At 57.1% G+C, this 22712-nt stretch carries 20 protein-coding genes, 1 tRNA gene and 1 pseudogene; 4 read left to right on the forward strand and 18 right to left on the reverse strand.

All coding sequences use genetic code 11. From position 1 onward, the window contains the following. Positions 1 to 4: 4 nt before the first annotated feature. The 4 genes from RY113_RS13195 to RY113_RS13210 all read right to left on the reverse strand — a co-directional run bounded on the left by RY113_RS13195 (position 5) and on the right by RY113_RS13210 (position 7036). Positions 5 to 949: a carbohydrate ABC transporter permease gene (locus RY113_RS13195; protein ID WP_110502040.1), complete on the reverse strand. Its 945-nt coding sequence runs from the start codon at positions 947 to 949 to the stop codon at positions 5 to 7. Then, positions 949 to 2343: an extracellular solute-binding protein gene (locus tag RY113_RS13200; protein WP_110502041.1), complete on the reverse strand. Its 1395-nt coding sequence runs from the start codon at positions 2341 to 2343 to the stop codon at positions 949 to 951. The genes RY113_RS13195 and RY113_RS13200 overlap by 1 nt, the downstream gene beginning before the upstream one ends. A 553-nt stretch (positions 2344 to 2896) precedes the next feature. Continuing rightward, a complete protein-coding gene (locus RY113_RS13205; protein ID WP_211320874.1) occupies positions 2897 to 3562 on the reverse strand; it encodes a hypothetical protein in 666 nt (221 codons plus the stop codon). Between the two features lie 216 nt (positions 3563 to 3778). Further along, the gene (locus RY113_RS13210) at positions 3779 to 7036 is read right to left on the reverse strand and encodes a hypothetical protein (RefSeq protein ID WP_315914920.1); all 3258 of its coding nucleotides are present in this window, start codon (positions 7034 to 7036) and stop codon (positions 3779 to 3781) included. 601 nt (positions 7037 to 7637) lie between these two features. Here RY113_RS13210 and RY113_RS13215 point away from each other — a divergent pair. Continuing rightward, the gene (locus RY113_RS13215) at positions 7638 to 8954 is read left to right on the forward strand and encodes an RES domain-containing protein (protein ID WP_110502044.1); all 1317 of its coding nucleotides are present in this window, start codon (positions 7638 to 7640) and stop codon (positions 8952 to 8954) included. Between the two features lie 334 nt (positions 8955 to 9288). Continuing rightward, positions 9289 to 10275, forward strand: a complete 987-nt coding sequence (locus RY113_RS13220) for a hypothetical protein (protein ID WP_110502047.1) — start codon at positions 9289 to 9291, stop codon at positions 10273 to 10275. 261 nt (positions 10276 to 10536) lie between these two features. Here the strand turns inward: RY113_RS13220 and RY113_RS13225 are convergent, their stop codons facing one another. The 8 genes from RY113_RS13225 to RY113_RS13260 all read right to left on the reverse strand — a co-directional run bounded on the left by RY113_RS13225 (position 10537) and on the right by RY113_RS13260 (position 16937). Then, positions 10537 to 11376, reverse strand: coding sequence for a hypothetical protein (locus RY113_RS13225; protein ID WP_110502048.1), 840 nt, complete (start codon positions 11374 to 11376; stop codon positions 10537 to 10539). A 1081-nt stretch (positions 11377 to 12457) separates the two neighbouring features. Further along, positions 12458 to 12530 (reverse strand) — tRNA-Ser (locus tag RY113_RS13230). Between the two features lie 170 nt (positions 12531 to 12700). Further along, on the reverse strand, positions 12701 to 13165 hold the full coding sequence (locus RY113_RS13235; RefSeq protein WP_315914921.1) for a hypothetical protein: 465 nt from the start codon (positions 13163 to 13165) through the stop codon (positions 12701 to 12703). Further along, on the reverse strand, positions 13155 to 13694 hold the full coding sequence (locus tag RY113_RS13240) for a hypothetical protein (RefSeq protein ID WP_315914922.1): 540 nt from the start codon (positions 13692 to 13694) through the stop codon (positions 13155 to 13157). Before RY113_RS13240 ends, RY113_RS13235 begins: the two co-directional genes overlap by 11 nt. An 84-nt stretch (positions 13695 to 13778) precedes the next feature. Then, on the reverse strand, positions 13779 to 14435 hold the full coding sequence (locus tag RY113_RS13245; RefSeq protein ID WP_315914923.1) for a hypothetical protein: 657 nt from the start codon (positions 14433 to 14435) through the stop codon (positions 13779 to 13781). Positions 14436 to 15102: 667 nt separating this feature from the next. Next, positions 15103 to 15249, reverse strand: coding sequence for a hypothetical protein (locus RY113_RS13250; protein ID WP_315914924.1), 147 nt, complete (start codon positions 15247 to 15249; stop codon positions 15103 to 15105). Between the two features lie 291 nt (positions 15250 to 15540). Next, a complete protein-coding gene (locus RY113_RS13255; RefSeq protein ID WP_315914925.1) occupies positions 15541 to 16167 on the reverse strand; it encodes a hypothetical protein in 627 nt (208 codons plus the stop codon). Between the two features lie 359 nt (positions 16168 to 16526). After that, positions 16527 to 16937 carry an integrase core domain-containing protein gene (locus RY113_RS13260; RefSeq protein WP_396334244.1) on the reverse strand — a complete coding sequence of 137 codons (411 nt, stop codon included), beginning with the start codon at positions 16935 to 16937 and terminating at the stop codon, positions 16527 to 16529. Between RY113_RS13260 and RY113_RS13265 the strand changes: the two are divergent. After that, positions 16861 to 17173 (forward strand): annotated as a pseudogene (locus RY113_RS13265) (IS3 family transposase); the annotation flags it as partial. The gene RY113_RS13260 and the pseudogene RY113_RS13265 overlap by 77 nt on opposite strands. 525 nt (positions 17174 to 17698) lie before the next feature. Here RY113_RS13265 and RY113_RS13270 read toward each other — a convergent pair. The 5 genes from RY113_RS13270 to RY113_RS13290 all read right to left on the reverse strand — a co-directional run bounded on the left by RY113_RS13270 (position 17699) and on the right by RY113_RS13290 (position 20302). Further along, on the reverse strand, positions 17699 to 17839 hold the full coding sequence (locus tag RY113_RS13270; RefSeq protein WP_315914926.1) for a hypothetical protein: 141 nt from the start codon (positions 17837 to 17839) through the stop codon (positions 17699 to 17701). Positions 17840 to 18402: 563 nt separating this feature from the next. Further along, a complete protein-coding gene (locus RY113_RS13275; protein WP_315914927.1) occupies positions 18403 to 18636 on the reverse strand; it encodes a hypothetical protein in 234 nt (77 codons plus the stop codon). Positions 18637 to 18650: 14 nt separating this feature from the next. Next, the gene (locus tag RY113_RS13280) at positions 18651 to 19202 is read right to left on the reverse strand and encodes a hypothetical protein (RefSeq protein WP_315914928.1); all 552 of its coding nucleotides are present in this window, start codon (positions 19200 to 19202) and stop codon (positions 18651 to 18653) included. 366 nt (positions 19203 to 19568) lie between these two features. Then, a complete protein-coding gene (locus RY113_RS13285) occupies positions 19569 to 19814 on the reverse strand; it encodes a hypothetical protein (RefSeq protein ID WP_315914929.1) in 246 nt (81 codons plus the stop codon). 152 nt (positions 19815 to 19966) lie between these two features. Continuing rightward, entirely contained in the window at positions 19967 to 20302 is a 336-nt protein-coding gene (locus tag RY113_RS13290) for a tyrosine-type recombinase/integrase (RefSeq protein ID WP_315914998.1), read from the reverse strand. A gap of 226 nt (positions 20303 to 20528) precedes the next feature. Here RY113_RS13290 and RY113_RS13295 point away from each other — a divergent pair, with 226 nt between their 5' ends. Beyond that, positions 20529 to 21155 carry a hypothetical protein gene (locus RY113_RS13295; RefSeq protein WP_315914930.1) on the forward strand — a complete coding sequence of 209 codons (627 nt, stop codon included), beginning with the start codon at positions 20529 to 20531 and terminating at the stop codon, positions 21153 to 21155. Between the two features lie 358 nt (positions 21156 to 21513). Here the strand turns inward: RY113_RS13295 and RY113_RS13300 are convergent, their stop codons facing one another. Continuing rightward, positions 21514 to 22590, reverse strand: a complete 1077-nt coding sequence (locus tag RY113_RS13300) for a serine hydrolase domain-containing protein (RefSeq protein ID WP_315914931.1) — start codon at positions 22588 to 22590, stop codon at positions 21514 to 21516. Between the last annotated feature and the right edge of the window lie 122 nt (positions 22591 to 22712).

Consider the following 22712-nt stretch of genomic DNA (forward strand, 5'->3'; position numbering starts at 1 on the left):
TGTCCTAGTTGTAGTGCACGAAGCGTCGTGAGAGGCGGAATTGGACGGCTGTCACCAGCATGATGAGCAGCGTCAGCACGATGCCGATGGCAAAGGCACGGCCGAAGTCCAGCTGCTTGAAAGCCGTTTCATAAATGACCATGACGGCGGTGCGGGTGGAGTCCCCGGGACCCCCTCGGGTGATGACATACGGTTGGTCAAAGATTTGCAATGCCGAGATGATGGCCATGACGCTCGCAACCAGCAGGGTTGGGCTCAGCAGCGGAAGTGTTATGTTCTTGAACTGCTTCCAGCCGGTGGCACCGTCAATGGAGGACGCTTCATACATCTCGACGGGGATGGAGCTCAGGCCGCCAATGATGAGCAGAAAGGTGAAACCGAAGTTCTGCCACACGTACACCAGGATGATCACCACCATGGCCCCTGCCTGGGATGTCAGCCAGGGCACTGCGGGGATGCCTACCAACCCAATGATCTGGTTGACCAGACCAAAGTTCTGATTGAACAGGTAAGACATGATGATGGACACGCTGGCGGCTGAGAGAACGAGCGGGAAGAAGAACGCTGAACGAAAGAAAGTACGCAGCCAGCTCGGCATCTTTGACTGGATCAGAACTGCCAGCCCGATGGATACCGTCAGCTGTAAGCTCACGGCCACCGCTACGAAGCCGATCGTGTTCAGGAATGCTCTGCGGATGGTGGGGTCTGCACCGATGGAAACGAAGTTGTCCACACCAACGAATTCCGGTGTGCTGATGATGTCCCAGCGGAAGAACGCCAGCGTCAGTGAGGCGACGATGGGGACCAACGTGAAGATCGTAATGCCAATGATGGTCGGTGCCAAAAAGAGCGCGGCGAGACGTCTGCCACCCTTTTCCTTTCCACGGCCTTTTGCATTGGGCACTTGCTGCAACGCAATAGCCGGGGATGATTTGACTGTGGTTGACATTAGTTTCTCCTCAGCGCCAGCTCGAGGTCACGCTGCAGCGTGGACATGGCGGGTTTAATATTGGCTGCGGATCCGGTCACGGCACCCAGGACATTCTTGATCAGTGCACTTTCAACCGCGGCTTGCTGAGGCGGGGCCGGAATGGGCCCGGAACTGGGAAACTCGTCCAATGTGTCGTAGAAGACCTTCCAGTGGGCTGGCCCCTTACCCGCATACAGGGCCTCGTTCACCATGGACCGTCGGGTCGGGGTCGTGGTGGGCAATGGCATGGCCAATTCCATGGCTTCTTTGGTGGCGCAGAACTTGATCCATTCCCAGGCCTCGTCCTTGCGGGTGGAGGTCTTCATGATGGCATAGCCGGCCGCACCGAATTGGTGCCGCTGGGTGCGCCACTTGGGGAAGAACTGCACGTCGAAGGCATCTTCTGCCATACCAGCCTCATGCAGCCCCTCGACCCAATAGCCGCCTGCAGGAGTTGTGCCAATGAGTCCGGAAGCGAACTGCGCCACCAGCTCGTTGCCGCCGCCTTGGGCCGGGCTGGTACCCAGGCCTTCAGCCACCAAGGTACGCAAGAATTCGAAGCTCTCCGCAACACGCGGGTCCTCGGCGTTGGGTTCCAGCCATTGATAGCCTCCGGAGCGCATGCCGCGAGTGGGATCGTTCGCGTAGAACTTGTCCCAAAACCAACTGCCGCCGGTACTGCGGGTTTCCTTCAGGAAGCTCGTGTCATTGACGTACAGCCACGGCACCACTCCTCCGAAGAGCCTGTTGGTCCAGTAATACGGAACAAACTGCTTACCACCGGTTTTCTTCATGGCCGTTAGTGAATTGTAGAAGTCGTCGTGCGTCCAGTGGTCCCCCGGACGCGCCAAGCCTGCCTTTTCAAACGCTCCCGTGTTCATGTACATGTTGGCGCTGTTGAAATCCATCGGGAGTTGGAACAAGCTGCCCTGATACATGAACGCTTCAATCAACGAAGGATGCACATCATCGAAGTAGTCCTGTATTTCTTGCTGGTCCCGCTGTACGAACGCGTCCAGCGGTTCGGCCAGCCGCTCCGCAAACAGCTGTGCACCTTCGGTCGCCACCAACACCACATCCGGGGAGGTCCCTGCCGCAACCATGGTGAGGATCTTCGCAAAGAAGTCCCCCCAGTCAGCACCTTGGATAGCCTGGATCCTGACTTTGATGTTTGGGTTGGCTGCCGAAAACGCCTTCACCAAATTGACTCGACTCGCAGCATCTTGGGCATTGCCAAGGATGGCAACATTGAGGGATTCCGATCCTCTTCCGGGGATGTCAGCCCCAGTCAGTCGGGGCCAGCTTGCCCCGACGGCACCGACCGCTCCAACACCTAGCAAACTCAATGCCAGTCGTCTTGATACGTCACTCATGTTGCCTCCCTGCAACTACCTAACTCGTGTTAGGAAGCATGACAGGGGAACCTAACACGTGTCAAGAGTGAGTCACATCTCAATTTTTTGGTTACCGCCAATCAGCCGGCCATTCCAACCGATATTGCTTCGTCGGATAAGCGGTCTAAATTCTCCGACCCAATACATCCAGGAAACTATCGCCGCAGGTCAGCGACATATTCGATGCCGGACAGTCATCAAGAGTTTTCAACGTTTGTCACCCCGCTGTCGACGTTATCGACCAATTCGAGTTGTCAAAACCCCTTCCTGGCTTTCGTTGTCGCGACACGTGCATGACAATGGATGGTACTGAAGAGTCGACAATTGTCACTCAATTTAATGCGTTTCTAATGAGTCGGTCGGATTCCATTCTTGTGAGGAATCCGTTGCCTCCCGCCTCTGAATAATCTATCTGTCCAGCCAGTTATGAATGGTTGGCCATCGCCGATTGTTAGCGGGCTTGAGTTCCGTGGCAACTTCAACAACGAGAATATGATTTACATTCTTATTCTGCCCCCAAGCTATGTTCCATTCAAGGTTTAGTCTGCAGAGAACGACTGACCTTCTCATTTGCCCGGACCCAGGCAGCAACTTCAACCGAACGCAGTTCAATGAGATCCAGAATCTGCTCCAGTTCGGCGCTGAGGTTTCTGGCGAAAATCGGTTCGTGATGAGCCATGCGATTCCGCAGCTTTCTGATGACTTCCAGATCCGAGTAGATTCGAGCTCGGAGGTCCGAGTCAGCTGTCGCTGTCGAGTTAGGGAACAGCGAGAGTATATGGCCATCCCAAAGACGTGCATCGAACCTTTGCGTGAACATCTTTTGCCAAAACACGAACTTCAGTTCGGCAACGACTTTGCCAGTCGTGGTTTCTCTGGAGCGGACTGACACTAGTTCACTGCGTGGATTGAACCCACGTTGTGGAGACGGGAGACTGAATTCAAAGCTGTGATTCCATGGCCATCTGGTCCCATATACCGATTCCAGTGCATCAGCTACCACGTTCCTAGTCGAGACCTCGGCAAAGTGCATTGGTAACATGAGCGACGACGCTGCGGCCGCATTCCACAGATAGAGCTGCACCGCAGTGTCGGAATCACCACTGCACGCTGCGAGGTAGGTTGAAAGCCTTGGAACGGACAGGACAGCCTGCATCTCAGTCAGGGTGGGTGATGATCCTGAAGTTGCGGAAGGCATAACTCAACCGTACTATGGTTGTACGAGCTGTTGGACTAGTGGGCTTCGGCCTCCCCCATCAGACAATTGAATTCTGGAAGGACCCGTCACTTGGCGGGTCCTTCTTTTGTCGCCGTCACCCCGCATTGGGAGTTCAGGCCTTTACGGTTGACTGTCCGGAATCAACTCTCGGGCAGCTCATCGTCCGCCGTGGCGGCGAGGTCACCTGTGTTGCGGCTAGTCGGTTCGGAAGCCGCGGACAGCCTTTTGTCGTGCCTTGACGAGGGCTTCTTTGAGCAACGGCTCATAGATCTCTACGCCACGTCGGCCCAAACGGGCGATGTCGTCGTCTTTGAAAGTAGCGAGGTCGCGAAGGTTGTCGAGGGTAGCTGCATACCGTTCGTGCTCCTCGCCTGAGAAGGAGCCGGCTTCAAGGGTGCCGAGGAGGTCGTCGGTCTCTGGGCTGAGGGGCCGAAGCATCGTCGAGAGGGTTTCCAGCGGATAGCGGTAACCGAATTGAAACTGGAGAGCGCCGAGGAGGTCATGGATGGAGATGTTGAATGTGGATTCGCTGACCGTTTTGCGGATCCAGTCGGCGTCTTTTCCTGCGATGACCCAAAAGAGTTCGCCTGCTATTTCGGTGTCTGTGACTTGCTGCCAGAGCTCGCTCCGTTCAGCGGGTGTGAGGAGCCGGACCGGCTCTTTCCATTGCCCGAGGTCCCGGTGGCTACTGCGCGTCGGGGCCGTGGCGTGCATGGTAAAGACTTCGATGAAGATCTTTGGTGACGCCTTTGCGAGCGTATTTAACGCTTGGGTGTGGATGTGTTCATGTCTGCTGTTCTCAGGCACGGTGTAGGACTTCATGGCGTTGAGCCAGTCGGGGTCATCCGGCATGGGGTCGTTGTCGTAGAACCATTCGGCAGCCCAGAGCGCTGCCGCGGTCCCGCGAACTCGATCGTTTGGGTGCGTGAAGAGCGCATGTCTAGTCGGTTCGGGGGCTTCTTTGAGTACGAATGCTGACTCGAGTTGCTGGACGTCGCGGGGAGCTAGTTGGTCAACGACCTTTTGAACAAGGGCCGGGTTCGTCGAATCTTCGATGACTGCGCTGATGATTCCGTGTCGGCTGTTCGGGTCCGCGAGTAGTTGGTCGGCGATCTCGGGGGTGAGTTGGTTGGTGCGGACGCATACGTCGATGAGCGGTGTTGTTGATCCTGCAAGGCCATGGTCGATGGCCGCGGTGAGCCACTTGGTTGGTTCCGGGTTCGGCTGGTAAGCGAGACGTCTGAATACTTGCCAGATCCCGGTGGTTGCGTGGCTGGCGGTTGCTAGCTCCGGCTCGTGGGCGGTCAACCACCCCATAAGCACTTCAGGAGCCTGTTGTTTATACCAGGCGAGAGCCGTGTCCAGTGCAGCTTCTTTGCGGCGTCTGTTCTCCTCGTAGCCGGTCACACGCTCGTGTTCATTTGTAAGGGCTGCGAACAGTTTGTCAGGTTCATCGAGTCGGATATTGAGCGTTTTTGCCGTCTTGTTGAATCGGGCACGGGCGCCAGGTGTGACGACGAATGGAGCAAGGGTGTTCGCAATGCTTGCCGCAATGCGTTTGCCGGCGCGCACTTGGGTGCTATTGGCTTTGCCACCGAACGGGAGGGCCCAACCGTTCGCGATCCGCACCCATTGGTCGAGCAGATCGATTAGCTCGAGTTGAATCACAGGACTTAAATCGGGGAGACGCGGTGCGAATGTGGGCTGGATGGCGCCGTACAACTTTTCCATATGGGGAGCGGCCCAAGTGAACGACTGGAACACAACCTGGTTCACGACCTCAGGGCTCATGTAGTTGCCGTCAAACGTCGGTGTGAGCACTTCGCAGGTGAATGCTGCCCAGATACTGTCGGTCAGTTCGGCGTCGGGAACAGACTGGAGAGCTTCGACGAGTTCCATGAGATCAGCGAGCTGGGGTTGGTCGCCGTTGCGCGCGTCTCGGACTTCTTGGACGAGTTTCCTAACCACCGGCTTGATGTCATGTCCTGTAGATTCAAGCGCCGAGAGCGTTTTGACGAAGATATCAACGACACCGGAGACTTGGCGTTTCACGGCATCAGCGACGCGTGCGGCTAGCAGCTTGGCTTCATTCTCGAGGGTTGCGGAATACCCGTTATTGAGTGCTGTAGTGACGCAGGCTCGATGGATTTCTACGACGGCTTTCGCTTGTTCAGGGCCGAGCTGACCGAAGCTTCGTAAGAGTTCGACGTCCTTCTTGGTATTGGGCAGCACGGCGATAAGTTCGCTCGTGGTCGGCACTCTTGGGCGAGTTGCGCCAAGGAGTTTCGTGTAGATCTGGGTCTGCATGATGTCGGCAGCTAGTTCAGGGAATGTATCTTGGACATCACGCAGTCGCACAGGTGAGGCTGCCCCGGAGAAATAAACCTCGGAGGCAACGCTGGCGGCGATGAGTCGCGGTTGGACCCGGTAGGTCTGGGTGTGCTCGATTTGTTCGGACTCATAGTTGTAGAGCTTGTGGTCCTGAACATCGATGAGACCGGCGATCGCGACAGAACTTATAAGGCGCATCAGGTCAGGCTGCCGGATCTCGAGGAGGCCGGCCAGGCGGCGCAGCTGGTCATCGCTGACCTGGCCAAGCAGTGCCAAAGTGCCAAGCACATAGACTGCATCTGCCGATGCGTTGGACCTGCGCAGGAAGGCGAAAATGTGGCCTCGCAGTGCGTTACCCGTCATTACGGAATCCCAGTCACCGTCGCGTACGAGCAAGTCGGCAAGGTTCAACGCCCAAGCTGGGCACCCGTCTGCTTGTGTAAGGAGATGCACGATCACCGAAAGTCTGGTGATGCCGTGTTCGCGGAGCAACGCTCCAAGTTCCTCGCGGGTGAGGAGGTCGACCTCCAGCTGGATTGAATTTGGGAGATGGTCCGAGACCTGGTCTCTTTCGTGCGGCCAGCACGTTGCGACGATGCGGTAGTTCAGTTTCTCCGCGTCGCGCAGTTGTATGAGCAGGTCAACGTCTTGGGGTCGTGTACCTGAGTCGTCGACCACGACCAGTGCAGGCCTAGCTTCGATGAGGTCGTCAAGAAGTCGTTCCGGCGTAGGATGCTGTTCGAGGAACAGGGCGCCGTCCAGTTTGCTGGCTACGTGGCTCTTTCCGACGCCTGGAACTCCGAATAAGATCACGTCGGAGTCAGACTCGTCAATGTCGGTGATGAGGGCGTCACGTCCGATGGACGACAGTTGTTGTTCGTCAGGGCGAGCTCCACGGGGTTGGCGCGAAAAGCTGAACGGTCCCCCTTCAATGTTGAGGATTTTGCGTCGCCAGTCGGGGTTCTCTCGGAACTGGTTCGCGAACCATGCTCGATCGTAGACCTGCACGAGTTCGCCGTCGAACTCTTTAGCAATACCTCTGAGCTTCTCGCGCTTCGACCTGTTCGCTTCGGCGAGGTTGACCACGACGACGCGCTGGACGGGGACTTGGTTCTTCCGCATCGACCGTAGGCTGTCTCGCAGGCTCCTTTGCGCGCCGCTCCAACTCCGAGAGGACGTGATGATGAGACCGGTTGTCCGCGAGCCTTCAGTGATCTCAGCGTCAAGCCCGAAGTCCGTACCTCCCGTGATCGGTACAAGCCCGGGGTGTATAGGACTGAGTAAGGAGGTCGCACAGTCTTCAAAATCGTGAGGATTGATCCGTGCACGCATATCGGATAGGCGTTGGTCGATACGGTCGAGCAAGTTCACCTCAACCAACTCCGCGCTGACCCGCATTTGAAGTTGTCCTCACGTCGGGCCCGGCCACCAGTTCCTCTCCCAGCCAAGGGAATAGAGCGTCAGTAAGGGCAGCCGATGTCGGCGGGCGCAGGTGGTGCAGGAACATGCGGGGTCTCCATACATCTCATAGGAGTGATGTGCTGTGGTCGTGCCAATGTACGACACACGTCCAGCCTATGTGGCCCCCAGCATGGTTTGTGTACCTCAGCCATTTACGTCCATGCACCAAGCACCAAGCACAATGCTGCAGATGATGACGGCAGGTTCAGGCCCGATATGAGTCCTTGCCAATTGTTCGCTTGCATATGGCAGAATTCAACGAATGAGCCAAATGGACGATATGGAGGCAATGTACGCGCGTGGATACAGAGAAGCCGAAGGTGGCATCTGCTTAATCCATATCTTGGAACCATTCATCGTGGCTGATCTAGAGTCCCAATCCGTCGACGGCAAGTGCCAGATCTGCTCAGAAGTATCTTCAGCGGCAAACCCAATCGTGGAATTTCAGGCCGTCCAGTCCATCGTCATGGAGCTCATAACAAGCCACTACCAGCCCGAAACTGACTCCGGGGCCATTTGGGATGGTCAACGCTACGGACCAGAGGTTTACGACCCCCCAGACATCACATATGACTTCTGTACCGATGTTTTCCAAAGCGAAGTTGAAGACGAAATTATTGAGCTTCTAGTGGAGGCGTTCGTTGTCGATGAATGGACGACGTCAGATTCCGAGTCCTTGGAGACAGCTCAATTCGGATGGGAACAGTTCGTTTCGGATGTCCGGTTCGAGTCCCGATTCGTCTTTCTACGTGAGTTCTCGCTCGACTCCGTTGGCGCTCCGCACAGATCGGCGGATTTCCTGTGGTCACTTCTTCCCTATGTCGACGATCCAAGTCTTTCGCTAGTTACTGAGATTCCGGCGGAAACGGCGTTTTACCGAGGTCGGCTGGTCAAGGACAGATGGTCGACACTTGCGGGGGCCAAAGCGCTGGGCCCTGCTCCTGCTGAGAAAGCTTCGCCCAACCGGATGAGCCCCGAAGGCGTCCCCATGTTCTACGGATCGGCTACACCTGAGACCGCCATCCGAGAAATCGCGGCGCATGGAACTCTCGAATTTGCGCGGATTGGCGCATTTCGAAACCGCCGGGCTCTCACCGTTCTAGACCTCACAAAGCTGCCAGTGTTGCCAAGTCTCTTCGACAAGAGTCAGCGAAGAACCCACGGCGTAGCGCGGTTCTTCAAACAATTCACGGAAAATGTTACCGAACCAGTTCGACCCGATGGACGCGCACACCTCCACTACGTTCCTACACAGGTAGTGACAGAATTCTTCCGATGGGTTCCCAAGACGAAGATTGACGGCATCAAGCTACCTAGCGCCCAAGATCAATCTGAAACGTTCGTACTTTTTCTGACGGCCGACCATGTCTCAGATTTCGAAAATGTTGAGCTCGATGGCGCCCCAAAGATCGGCGTAAATCCGGGAATCGACAAGTCGCGGAAGCCCTTTATCAATCTCACGGAATTGCCCGTAGTAACTCCGCTACTGACTCTGAAAAGCGAAGAAGTTCACACCTACAAGGTCCTCCGCCACATCGAGGTCGAGCGCGTTGAACCTGGGACAACGCCATTCAACTAAGGCATTCTTTCGGCACGACCGATTCCGGCTGACGCCTCAGACAAACTTGCGCGGCGAATTACCCGGCTATTGTGTATCCGGTTAGCTCAGGTTCGCCGGGTGGTGCCGGGCCCTTGTGCCATTACGGAATCAAACACCTCTCGAATCGAGAATTTGCAACGGCTGCTCCTGGAGGTCTCCACCGTGGACTTCCAGCACAGCTGGATGCTAATAACCTGCCTATCTGTGTAATGCCAGAAACCATGCCATTGAACAAGCCGATGAACTCCAGTGGCCAGGCTGGCCCTGGACGCTTCCACTGCACCAAGTCAGGCACTTGTCATAGGGTCTGGATATGACAAACGAGAATGCACCCGAAAATATCTACCCCTGGGTGACTGATGAGCTGCTGCCCGTAGCTATGCGGTTGGCGCGCGTCGATCAACTTGCCTACGAAGCGGGGGCGTTAGCCACACACTGGTCAAGGCGCGCACCGCTGACGATCAAGCAGGTACGGCGCGACGGAATGAACCACCTCATCGCCGAAGCGGTGAGTCCGATACCGCCACTTGCAGCGCTTCTTTTCAGCGAGACCATCAACCATCTGCGTGCAGCCATCGACAATGCGCTGCTGATCAAGCTGGAGAGCATCTGTGCGGAGCCGTTGACCGAAGCCCAAATCAAGAGCGTGGCTTTTCCTATCCACACAGACTCTGACAAGCTCGCAGAGTGGACCAAGGCTTCACGCAAAAAGGGCCCCAAAGAGCTGACCGAAGGATCATTGGCGGACACCATCCTGAAGCTCCAGCCGCTCAATGACAAGGAGTCATCAGCGCCGATCTACTCGCAACTCATGGCACTAGGATTCGACTCCGCAACACGGGGCGAGCATCCATTGTTGCTGCTCCAGGCCTATTCCAACGCGGACAAACATCGCCAGCTTCGGCTGGCGGCTGCGGGCGCTTTCGTGATGGACGCCAATGGGGACTTTGCGATGAGCTTGGACACTGCACTGGAAGCAGGACAGACGCTACATTCGCTCCCTGTCGGAGCCCGCGCAATCATCGACACGTACCCCTATGTCGCCATCCAGAGAGCGACATCCGGAGAATGGGCCGGAATAGGAAAAGAACTGAATGCCCTCCAGCGTTACGTCGCTGACACTGCCATTCCCATGATCATGACTGGGCTCGCCCACCCAAAGGGGCTACCACCACAAATAGACCTCGACGACAATGTCCAGGACCTGCGCCAGCGACTGAACGAGGGGCAATGGACATACGCCCACGAACGCATTGGGGAGCTCGCACTGTCGCTGCGAACTGAGGAAGATTTCGTGTAGCCGTCCTGCGGCTCAAAAGCCAACCGTTGCCACGAACCGACGAAACGAGCTCCAGCTCAAACCGCCAAGGTTTTCACCCACCCCCCGGACGCTTCCGACCTGCAATAACGAAACAGGCAACGTAGAATATTCAGTGGCGTCTTGTAACACATGCATTTTGCGACACTTCGGTTTTGCGACACCTTGACTGCTTCGGGAGCGACAAACGGGTGTCTTTTTTGTCGTTAGGGAATGCACGTAGACCGATCCCTCAACGCGCGATCACGCATCGTTGGGGAACGGAAGACCGATCTCATAATTAAGCTGCGGCAGCCCTGCATTGCTTCGCCGCAGATTCTCCTGAATGTGCGCCATGCGCTCGGGCCAGTCTTTCCCGTCCGTCGCCCCGCCTGTCAGATGAAGATTTAGTTGGCGAACGAGATCGTTCGCCGCGTCTAGGTCGGGCTGAACTACCCGGTAGAACTCAATGTTGAACCAGTCGAAGAGTGCCACCATGCCCGCCTCGTAAGGATCGACAATGCTGATCAGACGAACTGAATTTCGACTCTTCAGATAAGCCCGTGAACCGGCGTTCCACCCCTTCCACTCGACTAGTCCATCACTATCCAATCCGACCTCAGTCGTTTGAGTGTCAGGGGTAATCCGGCCGCTGAAATGCCAAGGGGCGGACCGGTAATGAAGCATGTAGTTCCGCAAGTCCCGAAGCACAGTCACCCCCTCGATTGCTCGAACGAGCATTGACTGCTTGTTGTAGCTCTCTTCGAACGGGTTTCCAAGCGTTTTGGCAACGCGACGCGCCACGTCGATGACTGTTCCCATGGCCGCCAAGTACGCGCTTAGCGTACTGTCCAGGGCGCCCACATACTGCTCACGAGCGTCCAGCGGGGGGATGTTTCGCATCAACTCGTTTTGCATGTTCTCGTCAGTTTCGCCGTGATGAAGCAGTGCTCGAAGCTCGACCGACCGCTGGTACCAGGGTCTAAAGGTCCGTTGAACATCGGCCATCAATTGGTCGGCCTTCTTGCCCGGATGGTTCTTCAGCGACAACTGTAGGCGCTCGTACTCTGCCCTGTGGGCCTCTTGCTCGTCGGTCGAAGTCATGCCCCAATTATGCCGCAGCATACGAAATGGCTTGTGGGAACACAATCTGCGGTAGTGATTTCATGAGAGCAAGGTCTCGCCCCTAGAGAACACCTCGACCCAGTCGATCAGCTCAGGCTTTGAAGCGCATCTCGGTGGCGGTCGACCGAGTAGTCAATCGCAACACTTGGCGACTCCTTGAATCGGGATCAGGTGCCCAATTGCCGGTCGACCAGCGTGCGACCTCGCCGCGGTCGGGGTGCCGCATCAGCACAGTTGTTGGAATGACCGCTTACCCCGCACAGGTGCCCCATACTGGCGTCCTGCGGTTTCTCGTAACCCTAGGGAAATAGGCCGTCTCGACGGCTCGATATCCGGGCAGCGAGAACAGCAAGATTTTCCCTGACGCGCATACGATAATTCACCGTGAGCGATTCTCGTAACTATGTCTCGCAACCTTTTCGCAGAAGCTGTGCACTCACTGTTAGTTATGAGACACCTCTGCGCAGCCCTGGCAAAGCTGAACCGTGACGCCGCACACACACTCGCGGCGGCACTCCGCGAAACGGCCCCAGGCGGGGCTCCTGACTGCCGGGATTGTTGCGCGCCGCAGTGGATACCAGCGGGTAGTTCCTTTGCCTGACGACGGGGCCTGGTCAGACGGGACAACGTCAAAGGACGCCCCCGCAAGGGCCAAGCCCGATACGGTCCGGGAATCAATTTAATGAGTTTTTAATGAGCTCTGCCAGAATGTCGCAGCTCGAGGCCACTCCCCCACAGCAAAGCCGCAGGTCAGCGGCATGTACCCCACGCTAATGACCATTTCCAACCGACGACCGTTGTATTCGAAGGGGACAACCGTCTGGGCGCCGTCCGGAAGGACACCGCTGGCATTGAGCAGCGACCTGCACCGCCCAATTCCCTGTTATTCCGCGCATCTTGGATGCCCGCCGGCCGTTTGCGAAGGCCGTGCAACTCAGGGATTCGGACCGACGAGGGTTCCGTTCTAAGACACCCACCGCGTTGAAACACACCCTAAAACGGCCAAAAATCCCCGCAATTCCAGGATCTTTGAGCAGTTCCGACAACTACCGACCACCAATGGGCCTCCTATGGGATTCGAACCCATGACCCCCGCTTTAGAAAAACAGGTTTATTAAAGCTTGTCAAGACCCCATTTTGACCTTTGTTCTAGATGGGGAAACACAACAACGGAAGGTACTAAATAGTCCTCAGTTTCCGTTCATTCTGGAGGGTTTATGGCGCGTCGGTCGGAACTGCAGCACCGGTGTGGCGCCATGCGGATTGCCGTCACGCTTCTTAGCGCCACATGGAGCTGTCATGGTTACTTCCAGATCGTTACCGAGCGCGCCGCATTTGCATCGGCGGCATCGCCAGATTCGAAAGGATCGCCCTTTGATACGACGCTTTCTGACGCCCCCATTGGCTTTGGGCCATCGGGATCTAGCCTAAGGGTCTCGGCTTTTTCGACGATTTTTGGTGATGCGAACATGTTCGTATATCCAGCCATCATCCCAGAGCCTCCGATGTTCACCGTTTTTGTGCGGAAAGTCTGAGCTAGGGTTATTCGCGCGGCCACTTCAACAGCGACTACGGTGATCTTGATTCTTTTGATGCCGCCAAGGTCTTCGCCGGTGTCAGGATCCTTGATGCCAATACTGCTTGGGTCAAGGATGTTGAAGTACATGCCTCTAGTGATGCCGTGTTCGGCTCCGCGATTCAGGATCAGTTCACGATCGCTGACAATCTCCGCTACTTTTCCGGTGATCTTTTCAAGCTCAGTCGACATTCTCTGTACTTCCTTCTTCTACTAGGTGTTTGAAGCGGCGCAATCCGGCGTTACGTCGCTCCACCATTCGTTCCACAACGCCGGGTGAGACGACATTCCAGTCCTCGACGGCTCGGGCGACGTATTCGTCGTGTTGTATCAGCCGGTCTTGGGCGGCAACTAGCTGAATACTTCGGATGCCCGTGTTTGATGTAGTCGCAGCCTCGGATATGAGAGCCTGGGCGTGTGCGACATTATTCTTCATGTCGAACAGGCCTTGCACAGAAGAATACGCAGTCTCGTCATGGTTGATTGGTTTAGGATCCGGCGAAAGAACCAAACCAATGATGGCGCTTGCCACGATGAAAATGCCGTTTAACGTGCCAACGATCCATTTGGGCAGACCAACGACGTTGACGACGATTGCCGCCGCTATGACGACTGCCGCTATCGCGATGCCGATCCAGAACTTCTTGTCTAGATTGAGCACCGAGTTGCGGAAGACGATCCGTGATCTGTCTTGTTTAGGATGGGTAGGTTCGGTGGGCACAATAAGATCATCTCATGTCAGCAAATCTGTTTAGCCAAGATGGGATCAGTTGCCGGACCATTGGCCTGGTGCTCCCTTACACAGTTATCTTTTCTTCCCTGATCCGGGTGATCCTGCCGGCATAATGCTGGTGATCTTGGTTGTTCGTCGCGCATATTTGCTGATCGTCGGGACCGGTGGCATGTCACTAAATACCCAGTCAGGGGTGACCGTCCGAATTGTCCGGCGAATAGTCCAGAGTTCAATCGAATTTGCGCCTTTGGGGGTGTTCAGGTCAGCGTTGACTGCATCAATAAGCCTACGAGCGAAGTCCCAAAACACTTTTCCCTGAGGTTGTGAGAGCAACATCAGCATGGCTGATTCCCGGTATCTTGGCAGTCGCTCTCCAATCGACTCCGCCGCGTAATCTTGGTTTATGGCAGCTTCGATTTGTCGTGCTGTCGGCTTGCTGTAGTTGAGGGATTGATGGCGTAGGAACATCAATAGGCTTTTGAGTCTGTCTACATCTTCAATGAATTCGGCTTTATCCTCGGAATTCATCCACCCTGATTTTGCTATCATATTCTTGGTGGTGATGAGGTTATCAAGTTGCGTCTCGACCCTCCAAGCGGGGATCGATTGAGTGGCCTTAATGGTGGACCTGATTGAAGCACACACCTTTTCGTGCCCCGTCACGCGCTCAGAGATCGGGTCCCAGAGCTCGTTATAATCTTCCCATGACAGTTTCTTGTCAATTCCCATATTTCCGACCCCAGTTCTCTACGCCGACCAATGACCTCATGCTAGCCAATACCTCTGACAAGGTTGTCAGCACCGACGGACTTCCACTTCGTTTTCCATTTCTGCCCAGATGCGTTGGTTGAGAAAGATTGTTCGGTTTGTTGTGGTGCCGCCGGGGATGTACTCGATACCGCAAAAGGTGGTGTTGTTGATGACGGATGCTGTTAAGCGTCGCAGTGGATGACCGTGGTGCCGGTGAGGTGCTGGCCATGATGTGTGTCTGTTCGAGTGTTTTGGGTTCGGTACTGCTCCAATGCCGAGAAACATCGCCTCCTCGCAGTTCGTTCTCAGGCCTGATCATGACTCGAAATTGCGCCTATTGGTGAGCGCAGCCCAGACGCGATTCATGGATGCCATCCCACCGTTTACCACCGAAATGGCCAAGTACCCGTCAGCATGCTTTCAGCCCAATCTGCCAAGCACACCTTGGACAGACCCACGGCTATGACCTTGAAGGAGAGCCTCACAAGGTAAGTCACAGCTGATGATACAGATATCTTGCAAGCTAACGGGTGTTGGCTCCGTAGAGTTTGAGCACGGCTTTTGGATCGCGATCCCCAACATGAATTTCTTGTTCAGGAACGACAGCGATGAGGTCGCTCGACACTCCTAGGTCGCGGCGCATGAGTCAATACAGATCACCGGGCCCCCTGCCGCTGACGATGTAGCTGAACTTGCCCGCAATGATCTGCGGGCCAACGGCAACACCTTGGATGTCGCCGGGAACATCACCATCACCGGGAACGCTAAGATCAATCCCGACATTTAGCACCACAAGAGCCCGCCCCACCACATCACCGTCGTGGGGCGGGCTCTCTGCGTGATTAGAAGTTAGGGCTCGACACCAACCACAAGAACCCACTCTTCATGCAACTGGTCTTCGTCTAGATCCCCCGTGAAGATCCATCTGTTTCCGGCTAGCAAAGACTTGCATCTGACGATTTATCGCCCCGCAGAAGATGCGCCCGTCCAGAGCCTGCCCCGTGGCGTAGCTTGCCGCACCCGCGTTTCCGCTCATGGCAGCTCCGCCTCAGCCTGCCCACCCAACGACAACAACCACTTCAAATCATCCGCCATTGACAGCCACCATTACAGCAATAACAGATGCAACCGCAGCCACTGCGCCGACTACCATCGCGCCAGCCATCAACGCGATGCTCCAGTTCGACCGATTCCGGTCCCCCTTGGCCCTTGCATCATCGTTCTTAGCGCGCACGTCTTCGCGGGCCTGTGTCGCCTGTTCCTGGTCCCGCAGCGCATCAAGAGTCGCCTGCTGCACGTCAAGAGCTCCTTCCTGGGCCTCGATCAGGCGTCCCAGTTGTCCCTCCTGTCGGCGCGCCGATTCCAACTCTGGCCGCGCAAACACAACGTCTGGTACTTGGTACGCCGACGGGGATTGCTTTGCCGCAGAGGCGACCTCCTTCGCGGCCGCGGCCGGCGCGTGCAGCGGCTCCACCATGCGCCTAACGGCGTCCAGCTTGGCGATGGCCTGATCGTAGGCGGAGGGCTTGATGAGTGGGCCGTTGACTTGATCCATCACCCGGTCGAACCTAGTTGTGGCATCGCCGCCGGCTGGCCCGTTAACCTGCCGGAGTGCCCGGCTCAACCGGTCCGAGTCCTGTTGGTGCTTGGCCGCTGCAGTTGGCGGGTCGGGGATCTCTACAGGCTTCTCTGGTGTTTCGTCAGTCGTCATGGTTCAAGCCTAGTCAGGCGCACCCACACTCCTATGCTGTTTTTTGCCGAACATGTTGGCGAGGACGTGATGGAGAGCCGGTGGCCGGGCGGGCGCACCTTCGGGCACCTTTCGTGGTGACGTCGACGCATGTTTAATGGTGGGTTCTGTGTTGGCCCACCACGTAATGCCGTGAGGCACCAAGCAAAGGAAGTACGATGGCAAAACAATCCAGCCCCAGGGGCGTACCGGCCGAAGCACAACCCTCCGGTTGGCGGTGTGCGGAGCCCAATTTTGTCCTGCCAGTCCGTCAGGACAAGGACTGCGAAGACGACTGAGGTGTGTCAATGATCTGGGACAGTTCGTTAGTTTCTTTTTACTTAGGCAGCTACGAGTTGTTGCTGGTTTTGGGTGTTGAAGTTGGCCATCGCTGTTGCCGGCGGTAGACCGTCATTGTGGGTGTGGGGCCTCCATCGGTTGTACAAGACCTCAATATATCGCATCGTCGCCCGCCTGGCGTCTTGTCGGGTTTCGAAGCTGTAGTGGTGGTAGAACTCGTTCTTCAGGGACGAGAACGCCGACTCTGCCACGGCGTTGTCCCAGAAGTGGCCGGCTTCTCCCATCGATGGGCGGATGCTGTTGCCAGTGCACCAAGCACCGAGTTCTCGGGATGTATATTGCGTGCCACGATCGCTGTTAAGCCGAATTCGGCTTAATTCCGATCGGGGCGCGCAGTACACCTCCGGCGACTTCCAAAAATGGTGTGCTGGAAACAATGTCACGCAGTCCATGGGAGAGGTCGGGGTCTGCTGGGGCTGTCGTCGAAGAGTCGTTTTTCTCGCATTTGAAGACCGAGATGTACCACCACGATTTCCCCAACCACATGGCCGCACGTACCGCCGTAATGGAGTACATCGAGTCCTGGTACAATCGGCGCAGGCCCCATGCTAACAACCAGGGACTGCCACCTGCGAAGGCCTTGGCGGAATACCAGAACAAAAATCAAACCGTACAAGCAGCAGCGTAAGAAGAAAAATCAATCAAACTGTCTCAGAAACTTGACGGCCGCAATCCATACTCTCATTGACTTCGCCGCTTTTGTCACCTCGAGCGAGGCAGAGGGGAGCGAACTATCAACCACCGACGTAGTCGTCAACGCGGCATACATCCTCGCATTCGTTGCATACGGACTATTCATGATGCGATCGGCTCAGCGGCTCTGGAATGACTCGCCGCACAAAGACCCAACGCCACGGATTGGCCCAAGCACGGAACACACTGCGTAAGCTGACACCTCGGTGGTGCGGAATTTGGAAGTATCTGCCTATGGGACAAAAGGACGCTAACATCAGTCTCCGGTGAGACCCGGATTCAGCTTTCCTCATGAAGGCTTCCATTGCCGCTGTTCCCCGCAAGCGCATTTGAACTCCGATGAGAGATGATAAGGAGCCCCTAGGCGCAGGACAGTGACCACGTGGATGATTCTTGGAACCTGTCCAGACGAGTTAGGAACATACCCGGTGAAACACAAAAAAGATTGCTCACCTCAATGTCACGACTCCCGAGACCACATCCACACGATCGATCCCGCCACTAGGCCCAGCCCCGCGCCCATGGCGAGGCCTGGAACGCCGGCAAAGACGAGCCCCAGCCCAGCACCCATGGTGAGCCCTATGCCGGGCATAGAATCCATTAAGCTTCGGTAGCCTGGTTGCTTTCTTTCTTCCGTACTCATCATTCACCGACCATACCCCTGGGGTACGCGTTTAGCGATAGGCGGTCCCTATTACTGGTCTTAACCGAAATCATGTGCTGTGGTTTTCAATCCTCAGTGCCGTCCCCTGACACATTTAACTGTGGAAAAGGGAGCCAGCGGGTTGGGGTGTCCCGATTAATGATCGAAGTCGCGTTCGGGCTGAGAGGTCAAGCCGGCGAACTGCGACCAAAGCCCGTCCTGGCCATCTCCCCGACACGGCGTGGTTAGGTCTCCAGGATTGCGGCGGAGACGCATTTGCAGGACAGACAAGGAGGGTCAGTGAAAGCTCACGTGGTTTGTCTTGGAATGCCAGGGTCCTGAGTGAATAAGCGAAAAGCTGTAGTTCCGGTTATCGGCAGAGTTGTCAATTCGGAGGTAGCCTACTCGACGCAACGGGAGGCATGCCGCAGGACGCGGGCGGCCTACAGCATGTAGCTAAATGATGAGCGCTACCGACAGACAAGTAAGCACAATGCCGGTGAGCCCAGGGGAAGTGCCCGTTAACTGCCGAAGTCCTTGAGGGTAGTGCTGTGCTTCCTTCGGCGCTTGTCATCTTCTGCAAAAACCTCGGCCATCGCCACACCGATCCCACCACCGAGCGCTATGCCGATACCGATGTTGCCCGTCGCGATCCCCAACATCGTTCCGACTGCGAGTCCAACGGCGAATCCGGCGCCCCACTTTCCAAACACTTTCCGGTTGCGGTTATCTATGCTGTTCGAATCCTGTGTCATTTTTCTCCCTGTGCCTATGCGCTGGTGCGCTTGTGTGGCATGGAACTGCCGATTCGCCAGAGTCTTGCTCCCACGATGAAGGTGCCAATGATGATGACTGCCGGGACGATGAGCAATGCCCCCTGGCTGGTCCATCCGATACCGATCCCATCTGCGTTCGAGGATGCCGAGACATCGACGAACAAGTACCGTGCGTGTGCCTCGGCGATCCCACTATTCTTGACCGCAGCAAGCAGACCCGCAGCAAAGGATAGTAAGAGACCACAGTAAACAAAGAGGACCACGCCGACAGCGATAATCCCGATGGACCATAAGGGACGAAGCGTTCCTTCTTTAGCCCAACGCGCTGCGAGGGCAGCGGGCGGGCCGAGGGCACGGACTGTAACACTGATGTCTCGCGGGTCTGCGAGAAGTTCTTTGCGCAGTGAACTGATAGCAGTTTTACGTTCCTTGATTCGCAGGAATCCTTCGAGGTGCCATTCGAAGCGGGCTAGATAAATGGACATCCGCCAGCGCTCACGCAGCGAGCGTCGAGACGTATCCAGGGTGCGTGGGCTATCCCTCACGAGCTCTCTCCTTCCTGACTGAAAACATTACTCATGGTGCCTTCACTGTACGTCTGAAGCACGGCAGTAGCGATACATGCCATGTAGTCCCCTATTTGCATTCGCTTCGCTGAGGTTGGTACTTCAGATGCTGGCATGCTCCACGACTCCACCTGATCATGTTGGGGCGTATCGCTTGATCCGACTCCCGCCAATCTGAAACGAATCGTACAGTTCCAACGGGTGGCCAAGACATTCTTCACGAAAGGGTCGAAGGTTCGGTCATGTTGCCTCAGCGGAACATCTCCCAGGCAAAGCTCCAAAACCATCATTTTGCGTCCAGCTGCCCCGACTGCCGACCGGCTTGCGGGCGCTCGTTCTGGTCAATCACAGGGTCTGGAGCTCGGCTATTTCGAAACGGAAGAATTCGCCCTTGTGCCAGCCGTCAGTGCCGAATTTGCAGCCGAGACGACCGGAGCTGGGTATGGTCAGCCAGACGAACGTGCGATGACCGGTGATCTCACCGCCGAATAGGTGCCAGTCGAACGTTCCGGAGTTGTCCGGATCGACCCAGCGGTCAAAGACCAGAGATCGGATGCGGCCATCCGGATGAAGGTTGTTGTTGACGTCCACGGACGTGTCTCCGATGGGGAGATGGACTGAGATACGGCAACCACCGTATGACTTTGAGCCGGCGGGTTCTAGCGATCGTTGCGACTACGCCTGGAATTCAAGATCGAGAGTGTTCACCGAAGGTCAGCATCAAAGTAGCAGCCAGCAAGTCGCTATTCTTTCCTCATACTGGATGATCGTTGCATAGCATAGGCGGCGTCTTGAAGAGCTTGGGGCATGAGATGGCCGTAGATAGATTCGGCCGTGCTCGTAGAAGCATGACCCAATCTGCGGGAAATGGTGAAGAGCGGTACGCGGTCGTGAATCGGCCAGGACGGGTTCGTGTGTCTGAGATCGTGGATACGCGGTGTCTTCTTCAAGTCAGCAGTCTGGACTGTCTTCAATGCTGGTAACCACGCCGTCTGCCAATACACACTTTGAGTGCTCCGCCCACCATCACCGTTGGCCGTGAACAGCAAGTCGCTCTCTTGTCTGCCTGATGTCGCGATCGGCTTCGGGGGACCTTCGACTCTATTACCGGCACCAAGGGGCTGCTAGCCTCGTGAGTCAGCGCCCGCCCGAGCCTCGAACCGGCGTTCAACCTGTACGCCCGCCATGGGACGCACCTCGATCCCTCATCGAAAGCTCATCATGACTCCACGACGACCGAGCACCGCGCCCGTCCTCGCGCAAGTCCGATCATCGACTCGGCCAGGGACCTACCTAAACCTCGCGTTGATCGCGTTCGCGTTATTGGGCCTGGAGTTGGCGTTCCTGATCGTCGAGCCGTTATTCCCCTTCACCGTAGGCAGCATCGAAGCAGCGGTAGCGCACCGGATGCTCACGAGTGTCGCCTGGGTCAGCGGCTCGATCGCTCTTGTGATGTGGGCACGCAACCGCACCGATCTCAATCAGATTGGACCCTCGCGCCCACGAGCCAGTGCCGCGAGGTGGTCGGTGATCGCAGTCCTCGTCCTCATCACGTTGGCTGGGCAGTGGGTGCTTCGGGGTGGCATCCTGCCACCGGTTGCGGAGTATGCGGCACTGTTGGACCGCTTCGGGGATGCGGGCACGCTGGCCTGGCTTGTGCAGGTCGCCTACTACATCGCCGAGCTCGGACCGATCCTCTTGATCATCCGGTTCGGGCAGCGCGCCGGCGAGCTCTGGTTGCACAACCTTCAGATCCCCTGGGGCGGCATCACTCTCGCCATGAACTGGGGATTTGTGCACTTCCTGACTCAGGATGCAGCTACGGGCGTGTACGGCATCGTGCTGTCCCTGGTGATGGGAACCATCTATATCTTGACGGGTCGAAGACCGATCTTCGCCGCCCCGATCATCGCGGTTCTTTTCATCATCTGAGGCACGGCTCTCGCTCGGGGCCCCTCAGCCCTGTCCAAGGAGCACAGCAGTGAGAACTCACCCGCCGAGCCTCACTCCGCGGCAAGAACCCTTGGGTGGGCCGCGCGGCCGCCATGCAGTAACAACCACTGCCGCCCCTGCGCGGTCCCGTTACGGCTGCCTGGTGCAACGCATATACGAGGCGTTCAACATCCCCGATAACATCCATGAGTACATTCACTGATGGATCCCCTTCGGCCCGACCAAGACACCGTCGCAAGCCGCGCCGTGAGCAGCTGGAACCCTATTCCGATTGTTCCCGATGAACGGGTCAACCCCGCGCCTCGCGGACGTCGATCAGCAGCACCGAAAGGAATCATCAAGCGTCGTGCCAAGCGCGGAGGACCGCCTCGATCACGGCGGCGCCGTTGTCGCCGTTCGTGAGCACGACTAGGGCCACGTCGTCCGCCGGGTCGACTAGCAGCTGAGCGTGGAAGCCCCGATTGACTCCCGGATGACCCGCGGTCGTCGTCCCGTCGTGCTCGTATAGCTCGACACCCAGGCCATACTGTCCGTTGGTTCCGTCGGCGGCGGTGCGCATACGTTCTGCGCGTGCGTCGTCTGAACTCAGCCAGGCGGCGAACCGGCCGAGATCGTCCGCGGTGGTGCACAGCCCGGCCGCGGCCAGTTCGGGGTACCGGTAGTGAACAGTCAGTTCACCTTGGGTGTCGTGGCCAGCAGCCCAGGCCGAACCGGCGCCCGCGTCCTGGGTGCAGGCGTAGCCGGTGGAATCCATACCAATCGGTGTAAAGACGTACCGTCTGGCCAGTTCCGCGAAGGGCTCGCCGGTGGCGTCCTCGGCCACCAATTGCGCAAGTGTGTATCCGCCGCCGGAGTACGCATAGGAGCCTGACGGTTGCTTCTGGGTGACGGCAGTGCCCGTCGTAGCCCCGTTGAGAGACTCGGCAGTCGTTGGGAGCGGCCGCCCTGGGTCCAGGCCGAGGTAGCCCCGCTGGCCGATACCGGCCGTGTGGCTGAGCAGCCGACGCACCGTCACTCCGTCGGCGTCGGGCCAGTCGCTGGGGATTCTCCAGCTGCGCAGCAGCGATCTGACGGGAGCGTCGAGATCCAGCACGCCGTCATCGGCAAGGCCCAGCAAGGTCGCCGCCGCGATCGGCTTCGAGATCGAGCCCACTTGGAAGACCGTCGAGGCCGTGACAGCCTCACCACCCGGCACTGCCACGCCATACCCCTGGCTCCACACCACGGCACCGTCCTCGATCACTGCCACCGCCGCGCCGGGCGCCCGCTCTGCTGCAAGTACTCCGGGGACCGCCGAATCAATCGCGGCGGTGGTCGTGGACAGCTCAGCCGCACGGGACAGCGACATGTCCACGCCATTGTGGACCACCATCACCACCCAGACAGTGGCGATACCAATGAGTAGCGCAGCCACCCACGCAGCGAAGCGCCTCTTCCCAGTCACGCGTTTCGTACTCATCATCACTATCCCCTCTTTAGTCTGAGGTCTGCGGTGCACCACTCGACTGGCCAACGGTAGTTGGCGCAGCTTAGGGG

Origin of the sequence: Arthrobacter sp. lap29, from assembly GCF_032458965.1 — a bacterium.
Taxonomy (GTDB): domain Bacteria; phylum Actinomycetota; class Actinomycetes; order Actinomycetales; family Micrococcaceae; genus Specibacter; species Specibacter psychrochitiniphilus.